The organism is Paenibacillus auburnensis (genome assembly GCF_927798115.1).
In the GTDB taxonomy this organism is placed as follows: domain Bacteria; phylum Bacillota; class Bacilli; order Paenibacillales; family Paenibacillaceae; genus Paenibacillus_AQ; species Paenibacillus_AQ auburnensis.
The window spans coordinates 169,570-184,144 of sequence record NZ_CAKMMG010000002.1; the positions used below are offsets into that span (position 1 = coordinate 169,570).

Genomic DNA, 14,575 nt, shown 5'->3' on the forward strand with positions numbered 1-14,575 from the left:
CTAACTGTACTCTTAAATCCATTTTTGAGTATACGGTGCTGCTCTATAATACACAATATAGACTAACCGGAATGGTTAAGTGTGGCAAGCGGGGTCAATACTCCAACCCTATAAATCCAGAAGAGGTGCAACCATGTTAAAATCACTCGGCAGAAAATGGCGCGAGAAAACGGAATTCGGGCTCTTCACCCTCCCCGTTCTCATCTGTATCGCTGTAGCCTTCTACGTCCCGTTTATCATGACCATCCGCTATTCAATGACCAAATGGAACGGAATTTCCAAACATCCTAAGTTTGTAGGCTTGGACAATTTCAAGCAGATTTTTACCGGGGACACCAATTTCTCCGATTCCGCCTGGTTCACGATTAAATATGCGGTGCTCTATATCATTATCGTCAACGTACTGGCCATTCTGCTCGCCGTACTGCTTGATATGAAGCTGAAATCTACCTCCTGGCTGAGAGCAGCATTCTTCATTCCTTATATTCTCAGTCTGGTTATTGTCGGCTTCATCTGGAAATTCATCTTCATGCAAGGCTTCAACTCACTTGGCGACAGCACAGGCTGGTCTATCTTCGGACTAAGCTGGCTGGGGACGCCGGGACTGGCCTTTATCTCTATATTAGGTGTATCTATTTGGCAATCCATCGGGTTCTATCTCGTTATTTATATAGCCGGACTGCAGTCGGTGCCTGAAGACCTCAAGGAGGCCGCTACGGTGGACGGAGCCGGACCGCTCAGACGTTTCTTCAGCATTACCCTGCCGCTGCTCGCACCGTCAATCACCATTTCGGTATTCATGGCGCTGACCAACTCCATCAAGGTATTCGACGTGATTCTGTCGCTGACCGGCGGCGGTCCCGGAGGAACTACCTACAGTATCGCCTACGACATTTACCGTGACACATTCCAGAACAATCTGTACGGCTATGGTACGGCAAAAGCGCTCATTCTGTTCATCGCAGTGCTGATCGTGACGGTCATTCAGCTTACGTTCTTCAAACGAAGAGAGGTTGAGGCATAATGAAAACAAACAATAAATCAGGCAAAATTATTCTAGAGGTCGTTCTCGTCCTCCTCTCCCTTCTGTTCCTGTATCCGCTGTTCCTGACGATTATCAACTCGTTCAAAAGCTTCAGCGAGGTAATGACCGACGTTATTGCACTGCCTAAGCATATTACCTTTGCCAACTACTCTTATGTGTGGGAATTCATTAACTATCCGCGGCTGTTCCTGAACAACTTCATCATCACCGCACTGGGTCTGCTGGGGATCGTATTCGTCTCCTCTATCGCAGCGTACAAGCTGGCGCGGACCAAGACCAGATGGAGCGGAGTTATTTACTTTCTCTGCATTATGCCGATGCTGATTCCGTTCCAGTCCATCATGCTTACCGTGCTGCAGACAGCCAAGAACCTAAACCTGTCTGAGAGTACATGGGGTCTGGGACTGCTCTACTGGGGCTTCGGGGCTCCACTCGCGGTGTTTATCTATCACGGCTTTGTCAAAGGGATTCCGCTGGAAATCGATGAAAGCGCCACGATCGACGGGGCTTCCGGCTTCCGCCTGTTCTTCAGCGTAATCTTCCCGCTGCTGAAATCGGTGACAACCACCATCATTATCATTGACGTGATGTGGATCTGGAATGACTTCCTGCTCCCGCTGCTCATGGTCAACGGCTCACCAGACACGAAGACACTGACACTCGCTGCTTATACGTTCGTTGGCCAATACACCTCGGATTGGCAATACGCAATGACGGCCATGGTTATGGCGGTACTCCCATCCATCGTCGTGTTCATCTTCCTGCAAAAATATATCGTCAAAGGCGTTGTCGCCGGAGCGGTTAAGGGCTGATACTCACATGAAAAAAAGTGCCGCACAATCCGAATGGACTGTGCGGCACTTTTTTTGCGTAGAACGGTTTGATAACATCGCGAAAAGAACCGGGCCAGGCAATTGATATAAATTGCGCTGAGCCATTGGCAAGCCCGAATTAGGCTTGTAATTTAAGCAGTCTGCTGCTCTCACAGCTTCTCGCTGACTGCTCCATCCGCCGCAATCTTCGCATTGAACGACAGCTGATTCATCCGTCTGATCGTTTCTTTATTATAGGCTTCGCCCATGAAGTTCGGCTGTCCGCCGATGATCTTCACCGGTCTGATCCGGCTCGAAATGCCGGACTTGCTGATAGTGAAGTCCGCCAGCATTGACAGCAGGGTCTTCTCCCCGCCGCGTGTGGAACGGTTGAAAACAAAGTTACCCAGTGAATAGTAGATCGGTTTGTGCTTGTAATACTCGATCCCCATCAGGCAGTGGCTGTGCGCGCCCAGGATAATATCCGCACCGCTGTCGATCATCTGCTTAGCAAGCGTCCGGGCGTATGGCTCCGGATAATCCTTAAACTCCTCATTCCAATGAAGATACACAATCGTATAATCATTCTCCTTGGCGGACTTCCTGATGGCTCCCAGCAGCGGCTCTGCCGTATAGGCTGAAGCAGCTCCCGGACTGGTCTTCCCGGCATACCACGAAGGTCCAGACAGTACACGGCTTGCCCCCAGAATGGCGACCCGTTTGCCTTTGACCGTCTTGACATACGGCTTGTATGCCTGCTCAATATTGCTGCCCGCACCTGTGTGGCCTATCTTGTATCTGTCCAGATGGGTCAGGGTATCGAGCATCGCTACCTGCCCGTAATCGAGGATGTGATTGTTCGCAAGCGAAACACCGTCAATTCCGGCATACTTAAGTCCGCCGAGCGCTGTAGGCTTGGAGCGGAAGGCAAAGGTCTTCTCCGCCGCCTTTCCCCGTACTGAGACAGGAGTTTCCAGATTAGCAAAAGCAATATCTGCCTTCTGCAGGGCAGGAGCAACTTTGGCAAAAGGAAAGTTGACTCCATATCTGGCAATCTGTTCACCCACGAAACCGTCAAGCAGAATATCCCCGGCAAAAGTGAGCGTAATGTTGTCAGCCGCCTGCGCCTGTGATGTCCCGCCATATACGCCTGGCGCAGGAATAAGCAGTAATAAAAGCATGGTAATCATAGCAAATCTGCGCAATTCTTTAGACCCCTTTTTTTTGATATGTTATCTACTATACTGGAAAAGGATACCTGTCTAAAGAGTATAAAGTCCTGCTAGATTTGCGCTTTTTTCAATACGGCCCGGAAACAGTTTAGCCCGCCCCCGTTATCCGTACGCAGCGCGTCTGCCGGCAGACTGAAATCCGTCTCCCCCCAATACTGAAATCCGGCCTGAAGCAGCAAATCGTTCATAACTGCCAGATTAACCGTCGGATAGTCAAAAGTCAGCACCAGGAGCCCTTCTCCGTTCAGCGTTCTATGAAACTCCCGCACCGCCAGGGCAGCATCCTCCACCGATAAATGCTCAATCACGGAGATGCAAAAAATAGTATCGAAGCTTTCATCCGCGTAGGGCAGCTTCGTGAGATCCGCTTGCGTCAGGTACAGATTCGCAGTGCTTCTGGCCATGACCTGCCTGGCTGATTCCATGCCGATATCGTCAGCGATATCCTGGATAACCGCCTCCTGCGACAAAATCCGGGCATCGATATCGCAGGCGTAGACCTCGGAGCTATATCCGGCCAGATAAAATTTTAGCGGATGGGAAATACCGCAGCCGGCATCAAGCACCACATCATGAGGAGAGATAAAGTTTGTACACCATTCGTATTCATAAGGCCGGCTCCACCAGGATTCCGGCAAATCATAAATCAGCTTTTCTCGGCGGGCATCGGCATTCACAAAGAAACGGGAGACATACGGATGTGTCGGCATGGCCAGGACTCCTTTTAGAGGAAATTCGGTAGTGAGAGTATATTCAGAAATCACCGAATCATGCCATTACCTTACACAGCCGGGCCTATTTAACAAAGGCGGTGATTTATTAAGGATTGCAGCCAATTTCTTTGCATATAAAAGCGGACTCCCATGTGGGAGTCCGCTGCTAAATTTTGATAGGATTCTTAGTAAGGCTTACTACATCTCTCCTACACGTAATAACTGAGCAATTTGGCATCAACGCCATGTCTGCTGATCAGTGTGTCCAGCATTTTGTTCCAATCCGTATCTACGGTACAGAGCTGGGGATGGGCTTCAAACCATTCAACCGATCGATGTATTCCTTCGGCAAACGGAACAGTAGCCGTGAACTCCGGTACAAGCCGTTTGATCTTGCTGTTGTCGAACACACTGCTCACCGCCTGGTCACCAATCAGTCCGTCGGCTGTCCCCGCGGGGGTATGCGCTGCAATGAAGTCCGTGGAGATATGCACCACCTTCGGTTCTCTGTCCGCTGCCACTCCGATGGCAGCATAAATCTGATTCCAGTTCAGCGACTCATCGGAAGTGATATGGACCGCTTCGCCAATCGCTTCAGGATTCCCCAGAAGGCCGACAAAGCCCTTGGCAAAATCCGTATTATGAGTCAGGGTCCAGAGTGAAGTACCGTCACCATGAATCACAATAGGCTGCCCTTTGCGGATGCGTTCCACCAGCGACCATGGATGCGCCCAGCTGGTCAATGCCGCCGGAATCGCCGTAACTCCATAGGTATGCGAAGGACGGACAATTGTAACCGGGAAACCGCTGGTACGGTGCACTTCCAGCAGCAGCTCCTCACAGGCGATTTTGTCACGCGAATACTGCCAGTACGGATTAACCAGCGGGGTCTCTTCGGTAATCAGATAATTCTTCTGCGGCTTCTGATAAGCAGAAGCCGAGCTGATAAAGATATACTGTTTCGTTTTGCCGGCAAACAGCTCAATATCCGACTGCACATGCTCCGGCGTAAAGGCGATCCAGTCCACCACGACGTCAAATTCATAACCCTTTAGTGCCGCTGCAGCCCCCGCCGCATCGCGGATATCGCCCTGGATCACTTGCGCCCCTTCCGGTACGAATTCATTCCGTTCCCCGCGGTTGAACAGATACAGCTCCATTCCCCGTTCCACGGCCAGCTTTGAGACAGCCTCACTGATTAGACCAGTGCCTCCGATAAAAAGTACCTTCATCTGTATCTGCTCCTCTCTTTAAATTAATCTGTTAGCCGATAATTTCGGCAATACGCGACAATACCTCTTCCGTCAGCTCCACGCCTGAAGCCTGAACGTTCTCCTCCACCTGCTCCGGCCGGCTGGCCCCAACCAGCGCACTTGCTACGTTAGGCTGCCGCAGAATCCAGGCCAGCGCCAGATTGCCCACCGAAATGTCCAGCTCTGCAGCTATTTTGCCCAGCTCATGCACCTTGGCTATTTTCTCTTCCGTAACCCCTTTGCGCATCCAGTCCAGCTTCGCAGCACGGCTGTCCGCAGGAATATCCGCTGCAGAGCTGTATTTGCCGGTCAGGAGCCCCTGGGCCAGCGGAGAGAATACGACTTGTCCGATCCCTTTGCGTTCGCCGAGCGGGATAATCTCCTTCTCGATGTACCGCTCAAACATATTATAAATCGGCTGGTTGACCACAATATGATCCAGCAGATAACGATCGGCTACCGCCAGCGCTTCAGTCATTTGTGCAGCCGTCCATTCACTTACCCCGACATAGAGCACCTTGCCCTGACGGACCAGATCATCGAGTGTCCGCAGTGTCTCCTCGATCGGTGTCTCCGGGTCGTAGCGGTGGCAGTACATAATATCCACATACTCTGCGCCTAGCCGCTTCAGGCTGGCATGACACTGCTCCGTGATATGCTTGCGTGACAGACCGCGGTCATTCGGCCCGTCTCCCATCACACCATACACCTTGGTAGCCAGAACATAAGATTCGCGGGGAAATCCGCGCAGCGTCTCGCCCAGAACCTTCTCGGCCGCGCCTTTTTCGTAAACATTCGCTGTATCAAAAAAGTTAACACCTAATCCGTAAGCGGTTTCAATGGCTTTAACAGCATTCTCTCTTTCCACATATCCGCCATACGTTAACCAGCTTCCCAGACTGATCTCACTGACCTTCAGCCCTGTTCCGCCTAATCTGCGATACTTCATTCCTCACTTCTCCTCTCAGGTATCCTCTATATCCGGCCCTTCTTAGAGCCGGCAGCTCCATGCACAATGTTTATTTTAGAACAGTTTGCCGTTAATTTCTATCTGTTTATCTGCATATATAGCACGGCTTGCAAAGATAGAATGAGAGATTAATAGTTTCTAAAGTACACTTGCTTTATAAAAGTAATGTGCTATAATAAAATCAATAAAGGTTAACACGATTCAATTACATTTACTTAGGAGGAAATTTAAATGACAACCTTAAACATCGGAATTATTTTGGGAAGCACACGTCAAGGCCGCGTAAGTCCACAGGTCGGTGAATGGGTTAAAAGTATTGCGGATGCCCGTGGAGATGCCAACTATGAGATCGTAGATATTGCTGACTTCAAACTGCCGCTGCTCGGTGAAAGCGACGATTATGCACCTGCTCAGGCCTGGGCAGCCAAGCTTGCCACTTTGGACGGATTTGTATTTATCGCCCAGGAGTATAACCACAGTGTAACAGGAGCACTTAAGAATGCCCTTGATTCCGCCCGTGAAGAATGGAATAACAAAGCCGCCGGTATCGTCAGCTATGGTTCCGCAGGCGGTGCGCGTGCAGCTGAACATCTCCGGGGAATTCTGGGTGAATTGCAGGTAGCGGATGTCCGGGTACACCCACTGTTATCGCTGTTCACTGATTTTGAGAACGGCAGTGTCTTCAAACCGGCTGACCTGCATACGGCCAATGTAAATGCAATGCTTGATCAGGTGCTGGCTTGGAGCGGAGCCCTCAAGACACTCCGCCAGTAATTTCATACCTTCCGTACCGTTTTACGGGAACAGCCGCCTCCAACTTGGAAGCGGCTGTTTATTATATGCTTTTGACCATTAACACATGAGGAATTCCGTCCTCCATAAATACCGGAGAGCCTGTCTCATAACCCAGCTTCTGATAAAAGCCCTCGGCCTGCTTCTGGCCATGCAGCTTCATTTGTGTAAGCCCTCGTTCAGCCGCCATTTGCTCAAGTGTAGCAATGATAAACGACCCGATCCCGGATTTACGGTAAGGTGCCAGCAGACAGATCCGCTCGAGCTTCGCCCATCCGTCCACAACTCTCAGCCGCGCTGTGCCGACAGGGGCATCCTCCTCATGATAGACTAAAATATGCTCTGCGTTCTGTTCGTACTGGTCAAATTCATCTTCCAGCGGCACACCCTGCTCCTCCACAAAACCTTCCCGCCTAATCCGAAAAGCTTCCTCAAGCTGATTCCCCGTTATAACCCGTTCTGCCCGCATGCCAATTCCTCCCTATCCCTACTATGTTTGTTTAATCCCTGCCCAGAATATATTCCAGATACCCTTCAGGCGCCGTTCGAATTCTTCCTCTTCATAAAAAAACATCTGCATCGCGATCCCGTCCAGCAAGCAATAAAAAGCGGAAATCAGATCTTCCGGCTGCTGGCGCCTGATCTCACCTTTAACCATTCCTTCTTCAAAAATCGACCGGTAAAACACCGCTGACCGCTGCTCCATCATACGAATCTGCTCCAGAAGAACTTCTTTGAAGAACGGAGGCGGAAATTGCACAGCCCGTTTGTAAAAAGCGGTCAATGCCGGATGCCCGGCCCTGTACTGGTAGTTCTTATATACAATTTCCCGCAGCCTGGTCTCCGCCGGTGCATCCGCGAGGTCCTGATACAGCTGCTCCAGGAATCCGATATAATGCTTGGCCATTCCGTGAAAAACAGCCATAAATAAGTCCTCTTTCTTCGGAAAATAGGTGGCAATCGACTGTTTTTTGATTCCTACAGCCTGAGCAATCCCTGCAAGCGAGGCGCCCTCAAACCCCTTTTCTGCAAAATGCACTAAGGCTGCCTGCTCAATCGTGTGTGCAGTCACTTTTTGACACCTCCCTGACGACCGTCAGGCAATTATGACATGTTTCAGCGAATATTGTCAATTTAGGATTTTACCCGCTGGTCAAACTGAGGATAAACGCCCGAAACCTGCAGGTAACAATATCGTATTAAAGGGTAATTATAGATTAAAGCCATGCTAATTCGGCTTATACCACCCAAGAGGAGGAAACATGATGCTTAAAAAAATTCTCGGCAAAGTGCTGCACTCCATGGAGCACTCCAAATCAGGAGGACATCACGGCAGATATTCAAGCAGTCACAAAGGGAGGCCTGTATACAGCAGACATTCCAGCAGCAGCCACGGATACAAGAGACATTCGTCTTCAGACTCACGCCATGGAGGAACCGGACATAAATACTATAAGAACCGCTACGGCAGCTCAAGCTGACCCCGGCTTAACCATTCTGTACAAAACATAAGGCACCTCTACCCTGTGGGTCGAAGGTGCCTCTTTTTTGGCTGGGCATTACTGCAGACTCTTGTAGAATTGTTCGGCCTCGCGGACAAAAGAAGCTGTATCCTCATAAGCTTCCAGCTCTCCATGCAGCCGGGTTAGGATATGCAGCATTTCAGGTGACAAATCCAGCTCCTCCCGCCAGCTCCGTTCCGCTCCACCAGGTTCAGGCTGGTAAGCGGAATACAGCATAAACAGCATTAATTGTCCAACATAATACAAATCTGAGGTGATGACCGGGGGCATCCGTTTCGGCATCTCTTCCGGCTTCGGCTCGTGCCCTGCGTCGGCGCTCTCCACTTCACCGATCTGCCGTGCCAGTCCGAAATCAATTAGGTACAACTCCGCATCCCGAAGGATTACATTTGGAATCCGCAGATCAAGGTGAACAAAGCCGCGCGAATGAACATAGGATACCAGCTCCATCAGTTTTAGTGTTGTAGCCAGACACTCCCGCTCCCCGTAAACCATATGCTCAGCAAAGATTTTATCTTCCAGCGTTTTCCCCTCAATATAATCGCTTACCAGCCAGTTCAAGCCCTTGTACTCGAAGTAATCACGGCACACCGGAATATTGGGGTGATTCAGGACCCGCAGAATCGTGCTCTCTTTGCCCAGCAAGGCCCGCCCTGCCGCTTTCTTACTCGGTCTGGACTGTTTGACTGCCACAAGAGTTTCCTCCTTAGTGTCGAAGCACCGGTAGGTAAGCCCGTAACTCCCTTCACCCAGCAGGGACTCAACCTGGTACCGTTTACCGATCCAGGCCCCTTCCCTGAGCGGATAATCCTGCCAAGCCCGCACGAAGCCGCGCCACCGTTCAAATAGCATAGCCTTTCCATCCCCCGTCCTCTGTGCTGATAAAATGCCAGTATCGCTATTATCTCATAGATGATGTTATTCAGCAGCAGCTGGGCGACAACCGGCTTATTTTCTCACAACTGGCAGGCCTTTAAAGGATCACACCAAAAAAAACCGCGAATAAAATCCACGGTTTTTGTGAGTGAAGCCTCCTCCTGTTACGGCACGAAAGGCAATATTCAGAACACCCGCTTCTTCCCTTGTTCCTCGATCAGAATCTGCACCGACTCCTTAAAGCGGATCGCATGAATAATCTCCCGCTCACGCAGGAACTTCAGGCTATCCTGCAGATCCACATCATCGGTCATGTCGATCAGCCACTGGTATGTAGCCCGGGCTTTTTCTTCAGCCGCAATATCTTCATAGAGGTCGGCGATCGGATCACCCTTGGCCTGGATGTAAGATGCGGTCCAGGGTACGCCTGCCGAGTTCTGATAGAACAGTGCATGGTCACGCTGTGCATAATTCGGACCGAGACCCGCAGCCTCAAGCTCCTGGACGGAGGCATCTTTCGTTAGCTTATAGATCATGGTGGCAATCATTTCAAGGTGGGCAAATTCCTCAGTCGAAATATCTGTCAGCACGCCGATTACTTTATCGGGAATCGCATATCGCTGGTTCATATAACGCAGCGCCGCCGCCAATTCCCCATCTGCGCCGCCGTACTGCTCCGTCAGATAACGCGCCATTCTCACATCGCATTTGCCCACACGTACCGGATACTGCAGCTTTTTCTCATATATCCACATTCTGAATTCATCCCTCCTAACGGTTTTTTTACACCTGCCAAGGCCAAGGACTCTGGTTCCATTCCCACGGGCATTTGGAATACGCACGTCCAAAGTTCTGCAAAGGGCCATACAGCTCCTGAAACTGGTTAGCCAGTCGGGTGCGCTCCTGGGTCAGCTGGTTAAACTGTTCAATCGCCTTCAAATCCTCCGGATGGGTGTCCAGATACAGATTGAGCTCGACCAGTGCAAAATCCAGCACCTGCAGCTGCTCCAGCATTTCATAGTAACGGGGTTCGCAAGCTTTTGCCTCTTCCATGACCTACACCCTTCCTTTTCCGGCTTTGGATTCATACGGGCTGAACAGTGCAGGCCATAAAGTCCCTGCCTTGAGCGCCTCAGATAGCGGAAACTGCGGCAGTCCCGGAGGCTGAAAATTAATAAATTGATTGGGCGGCACAACATACGTTTTAAACGGCACCGGCGGGCAAGGATCAAACGGCCCCCTATACGTTGCCCATACACGCTCCTGGGAGTTCAATAGGTACACCCTCCTCAATAAAATTCACTTATTATGGACGTTTATCACTTCGTAACTAATTTATGACGCTCCCTAGAGGAAACAGAACGCCCCTGCAAAAAAAAACCGCACTACTGCATCTGGCCGGCAGCCATATACAGCAGTGCAGTTTATTATATTGTCCGGTGCCCATTCATGATGCGCTTACTCCTGATCCTCATCACTCTCAGAGCCGGGTTCTTCCGATTCCGGCGCCTTCTCTCGGTGGATGTTGATTCTGGTAATCCGCAGCCGGGTCGATTCCTCCACCTCAAAGGTAACATCGCCGACGACGACCTTTTTGCCCTTGGACGGATTACCCTCCAGCTCCTTAAACAGCCAGCCGCCGATAGAATCCACCTCATCGTCTTCGATAATAACGCCAGTCAGATCGTTGACATCTTCGATCAGCATACGGCCTTCTACGGAGATATATTCGCCGTTGCGTTCAACGCTTGGACGCTCATCCTCGAACTCATCGTGCAGGTCGCCGACAATTTCTTCGAGGATTTCTTCAGCAGTCAACAGTCCGGCCGTACCGCCGTATTCATCGACTACCAGTGTCAGCTGAGCCTTGTTCTTCTGCATCAGGCGCAGTGTATGGCTGATCTCCATCGATTCGGGCACATTCAGTATCGGACGGACGAGCGATGCCAGGTCATTCTGCTGCTCCGGCGGTGCAAACAGCAGGTCGGTAATATGGATGAAGCCGATAATCCGGTCCTTATCCTCGTTGGCAACCGGATAACGGGAATGTTTCGTTTCCGTAATAATCCGCATATTTTCTTCCAGCGGAAGATTGCTGTACAGCACATCCATGTCGGTACGCGGTAGCATAACCTCCCGGGCCAGCAAATCTGAAAACTCAAAAATATTGTCCATTAGCTTCATCTCATCTTTGTCGATGACACCACTTTTGGCACTCTGATTCATCAGAATACGGATTTCCTCTTCCGAGTGTGCCGCTTCGGCTTCACTTGCAGGTTCTACCCCTACCAGCCTCAAAAGGGCATTAGCCGAAGCATTCAGCACCCAAATAAACGGCAGGAACAAGTTATAGAAGAACATCAGCGGTGCTGACAGCAGCAGCGCGGAGCCTTCAGTTTTTTGAATTGCCAGGGATTTCGGTGCAAGTTCACCCAGCACAATATGTAAGAAGGTAATAATAGAAAAGCCCACAATGACTGATACGGTGGAAATCAGAGTATGATCTGTAACCCCCAGCTGGTACATCAGCGGTTCTACAAGCAGTTCTGAAATCGCCGGCTCCCCGACCCAGCCGAGACCAAGCGAGGCAAGCGTAATTCCGAACTGGGTGGCGGACAGATAGGCATCCAGCTTTTTGTTGACCTTGAGTGCGTATCCGGCCATCTTATTGCCTTCACTGACCAGCTGGGTCAGACGGGACTGTCTCACCTTGACCAGCGAAAACTCTGCTGCGACAAATATACCGTTCAATAATACCAGCACCAGAACCAGCAAAAGATTAAGCAGCAATCTTCCTATGTCAAATTCCGTATGCACTATAACAACGCCTCATTTCTACAGAGTGATCGCTTTTCTTGATTTGAAATCTACCTTTGGATAATACATATCGGCCACCAGAAGATTAGGTCCGCAGCAGCTGGCTGCCTCACAGAAGCAGTTTACCTTCTGATTAAGCGGATGGCTCTCCTGCCACTCGGCAAAGATATCAACCAGCTTGCTTACACTAATGTTGCCAAAGGCGGAAATATCGGCAAAATCCGTTACAAATACATCGCCGGTAAACATATTGACGTTCACCCGGTTTCGTCCGTCCGGATCATTGCGCAGCGTCACATTCTTCTCCTTACGTAGTCTGCGCAGCAGCTTCTGATCTTCTTCAAGCGCGCTGCAGGCGAAAAATGGAAGTGTGCCAAACAGCATCCACATCTCCGGATCGCGAGCGTCCAGCAAGGAATGAATGGCATCGCTCATCTCCTTCAGGGACAGTACGGGAAGCGTGGAAGCGAAGCTGGAAGCATACATCGGATGCACCTCATGCCGCCTGGCCCCCATATCCCCGATCAGCTTATGGATTTGCGGAAGCTTGGCGTGTGTACGGTAGTTAATCATCGACTCCGCCGAGATCAGCATACCGTCTTCACTAAGCCGGCGTGAATTCTCCAGCATCGTGTCATAGAGCCGGTAAGCCGCTTCCTTGGCGACCGGATGGCCGCTGTTCGCGAAGCCGACCTCATGGAAATCATCGCCATTCAAATAATTGAATGAGATATGCATTACATCCAGGTAAGGAAGCAGCTTCTCATACCGGGCATAAGGCATGGTGAGATTGGAATTGATCTGTGACCGTACGCCCCGCTCGCGGGCATATTTCAGCAGCGGTACGATCGTACTCTCCACCGTGGAAGCCCGGAACATGGGCTCACCGCCAGTGATGCTGATCGTCTGGAGATGCTCCACTTCATCCAGGCGGTCCAGCATATTCTTCAGCGGCAGCATCTCCCCTTCTTTCATCGTCAGGCTGTCGCCAACCGCACAGTGTTCACAGCGCATATTGCATAAATTGGTAACCGTCATCTCTACACTGGTCAGTACATGCCGTCCATGCTCGCGGAGTGAAGTAATCGGATCCCATGGATCGAAGCTTGGCGACAGCTCCCTTATTGTTCTTGATGATGGTTCTAATCTCATTTATTCTTGCTCCTTTAATGCGTATTCCTTATTATTAACCCAAAATAAATTAAAAAGAACGGTAACTTAACCTCTATCATACCATGACCGGCAAAAAAACTGCATTTTCTAAAGCTTTAGGCTGTCCAGCGGTACAAGTACCGCATTTAAACTAAAAACAGCGGGACGAAAAGCAAGCATCCGCAGCCCGGCGGTCGCTCGTTTTCTCTCCTCGCTGCTAAGAGGCAGGGAGTGTCATGTAAAGCCCCTGCCGCAACAATTCAATTAGGTAGACTTCACTGCCTCATCATTATCTGAAACATCCGCAATGACTACGGACAGCGCGGAACCCAGATCAAGCTCATACGGGGTTACCGGCTCATCCTCCGGGCCTGTAAATACACGTACCACCGGCCTGTGCGGCGTACTGGGATCAATCTTCACAACAACACCGCTCTCGCCAGTGCTGAGCTTCACCGTAAGACCAAGCGGATAGATTGCAACACGGTCTCTGAAGAGCTCAAGCTGTTTCTGCTCATACAGCGTCCCCGAGCCTACATACAGTGCTTCAACAGCCTGATGGGGCAGCATCGCTTTTTTGTAGATCCGGTTGGAGGTCATTGCATCGTAGGAGTCGGCCACACCCAGCCATTTTGCATATTCATGAATTTGCGGACCCGTCAGCCCGCGCGGATAACCGGAGCCGTCAATGCGTTCATGATGCTGCAATGCGCAGTGGGCCGCCAGAAGAGGTATATTGGGCTCATCCTTAAGAATCCGGTACCCGATCTCCGTATGGGCCTGCATATGGCGGAATTCCTCATCGCTCAGCATACCGGGCTTTTGGACGATTTTGACCGGAATCTGGGTTTTACCGATGTCATGCAGCAGGGATCCCAGGCCGATGACACGCAGCTCCTCCTTGCTGTAGCCGTGGGCAATTCCCAGCACCAGAGTATAGAGGCAGACATTCAGCGAGTGCACATACAGATAATTGTCAGCTGTGTGCATATCCGCCAGCATGATCATCGGATCTTCCTGTGACGACATATCCTCCAGGATAGAGTCCATAATACTCGAGAATTTTTTATCCAGATGATAGAAGCCCTTAGTAATGCCTGAAGCGCCGGACATCTGCTGAAACTGGTTCCTGATTACTTTGAGCGCCTGGTTGCGTGTTTCATCATGCAGCATTGTAGTAATAACAACATCGTCTGTGTTGGCATCCTCTATGTAAATGTAGCCGATATCGATTCTAGACAGCCGCTTAATTAACGCATCCGTAAGTTCAATTCCGTCAGCGAGCAGAACCAGTCCTTCATCATTATATATTTTTTTCCCCAGCTTCATCCCCGCCTGAAGCCGATTCACGGATACTAAACGCACCTTGGCTCACTCCTGCCTTTAACGG

General features: G+C 50.5%; 17 protein-coding genes. 4 read left to right on the forward strand and 13 right to left on the reverse strand.

Features of this window, described 5'->3' with window-relative positions; all coding sequences use genetic code 11:
• The first annotated feature begins 133 nt into the window (after positions 1 to 133).
• Together L6H70_RS12685 and L6H70_RS12690 are read left to right on the forward strand one after the other, a co-directional pair.
• Positions 134 to 1,024 carry a carbohydrate ABC transporter permease gene (locus L6H70_RS12685; RefSeq protein WP_054939788.1) on the forward strand — a complete coding sequence of 297 codons (891 nt, stop codon included), beginning with the start codon at positions 134 to 136 and terminating at the stop codon, positions 1,022 to 1,024.
• Entirely contained in the window at positions 1,024 to 1,857 is an 834-nt protein-coding gene (locus L6H70_RS12690) for a carbohydrate ABC transporter permease (RefSeq protein WP_054939787.1), read from the forward strand. The genes L6H70_RS12685 and L6H70_RS12690 overlap by 1 nt, the downstream gene beginning before the upstream one ends.
• A gap of 170 nt (positions 1,858 to 2,027) precedes the next feature.
• Here L6H70_RS12690 and L6H70_RS12695 read toward each other — a convergent pair whose 3' ends face one another.
• The 4 genes from L6H70_RS12695 to L6H70_RS12710 form a co-directional block, all read right to left on the reverse strand.
• Positions 2,028 to 3,047 (reverse strand): CapA family protein, encoded by a 1,020-nt coding sequence (locus L6H70_RS12695; RefSeq protein WP_236333567.1) that lies wholly within the window; start codon positions 3,045 to 3,047, stop codon positions 2,028 to 2,030.
• Positions 3,048 to 3,139: 92 nt separating this feature from the next.
• Entirely contained in the window at positions 3,140 to 3,799 is a 660-nt protein-coding gene (locus L6H70_RS12700) for a class I SAM-dependent methyltransferase (RefSeq protein ID WP_236333569.1), read from the reverse strand.
• A gap of 212 nt (positions 3,800 to 4,011) precedes the next feature.
• Positions 4,012 to 5,034: an SDR family oxidoreductase gene (locus tag L6H70_RS12705; RefSeq protein ID WP_236333571.1), complete on the reverse strand. Its 1,023-nt coding sequence runs from the start codon at positions 5,032 to 5,034 to the stop codon at positions 4,012 to 4,014.
• Positions 5,035 to 5,065: 31 nt separating this feature from the next.
• Positions 5,066 to 6,004 (reverse strand): aldo/keto reductase family protein, encoded by a 939-nt coding sequence (locus L6H70_RS12710; RefSeq protein ID WP_236333573.1) that lies wholly within the window; start codon positions 6,002 to 6,004, stop codon positions 5,066 to 5,068.
• Between the two features lie 252 nt (positions 6,005 to 6,256).
• Here L6H70_RS12710 and L6H70_RS12715 point away from each other — a divergent pair, with 252 nt between their 5' ends.
• Entirely contained in the window at positions 6,257 to 6,799 is a 543-nt protein-coding gene (locus L6H70_RS12715) for an NADPH-dependent FMN reductase (protein ID WP_206104069.1), read from the forward strand.
• Positions 6,800 to 6,860: 61 nt separating this feature from the next.
• Here the strand turns inward: L6H70_RS12715 and L6H70_RS12720 are convergent, their stop codons facing one another.
• The gene (locus L6H70_RS12720; RefSeq protein WP_236333575.1) at positions 6,861 to 7,286 is read right to left on the reverse strand and encodes a GNAT family N-acetyltransferase; all 426 of its coding nucleotides are present in this window, start codon (positions 7,284 to 7,286) and stop codon (positions 6,861 to 6,863) included.
• A 21-nt stretch (positions 7,287 to 7,307) separates the two neighbouring features.
• On the reverse strand, positions 7,308 to 7,889 hold the full coding sequence (locus L6H70_RS12725) for a TetR/AcrR family transcriptional regulator (protein WP_236333577.1): 582 nt from the start codon (positions 7,887 to 7,889) through the stop codon (positions 7,308 to 7,310).
• 193 nt (positions 7,890 to 8,082) lie between these two features.
• On the opposite strand from L6H70_RS12725, the gene L6H70_RS12730 reads away from it, so the two are divergent.
• Entirely contained in the window at positions 8,083 to 8,298 is a 216-nt protein-coding gene (locus L6H70_RS12730; protein ID WP_236333579.1) for a hypothetical protein, read from the forward strand.
• Positions 8,299 to 8,376: 78 nt separating this feature from the next.
• Here L6H70_RS12730 and L6H70_RS12735 read toward each other — a convergent pair whose 3' ends face one another.
• From L6H70_RS12735 to L6H70_RS12765, 7 genes are all read right to left on the reverse strand, one after another.
• On the reverse strand, positions 8,377 to 9,192 hold the full coding sequence (locus L6H70_RS12735) for a serine/threonine protein kinase (protein WP_236333581.1): 816 nt from the start codon (positions 9,190 to 9,192) through the stop codon (positions 8,377 to 8,379).
• A gap of 209 nt (positions 9,193 to 9,401) precedes the next feature.
• Entirely contained in the window at positions 9,402 to 9,971 is a 570-nt protein-coding gene (locus L6H70_RS12740) for a manganese catalase family protein (RefSeq protein WP_054939775.1), read from the reverse strand.
• Between the two features lie 28 nt (positions 9,972 to 9,999).
• Complete coding sequence (locus L6H70_RS12745) at positions 10,000 to 10,269, reverse strand: spore coat protein CotJB (RefSeq protein ID WP_206104063.1); 270 nt, start codon at positions 10,267 to 10,269, stop codon at positions 10,000 to 10,002.
• A 3-nt stretch (positions 10,270 to 10,272) separates the two neighbouring features.
• Positions 10,273 to 10,491 (reverse strand): spore coat associated protein CotJA, encoded by a 219-nt coding sequence (locus tag L6H70_RS12750; RefSeq protein WP_054939773.1) that lies wholly within the window; start codon positions 10,489 to 10,491, stop codon positions 10,273 to 10,275.
• A 183-nt stretch (positions 10,492 to 10,674) separates the two neighbouring features.
• Positions 10,675 to 12,033, reverse strand: a complete 1,359-nt coding sequence (locus L6H70_RS12755) for a hemolysin family protein (protein WP_236333583.1) — start codon at positions 12,031 to 12,033, stop codon at positions 10,675 to 10,677.
• An 18-nt stretch (positions 12,034 to 12,051) separates the two neighbouring features.
• Entirely contained in the window at positions 12,052 to 13,185 is a 1,134-nt protein-coding gene (yfkAB, locus tag L6H70_RS12760) for a radical SAM/CxCxxxxC motif protein YfkAB (protein WP_236333586.1), read from the reverse strand.
• Between the two features lie 264 nt (positions 13,186 to 13,449).
• Complete coding sequence (locus L6H70_RS12765; RefSeq protein ID WP_236333587.1) at positions 13,450 to 14,550, reverse strand: HD-GYP domain-containing protein; 1,101 nt, start codon at positions 14,548 to 14,550, stop codon at positions 13,450 to 13,452.
• Between the last annotated feature and the right edge of the window lie 25 nt (positions 14,551 to 14,575).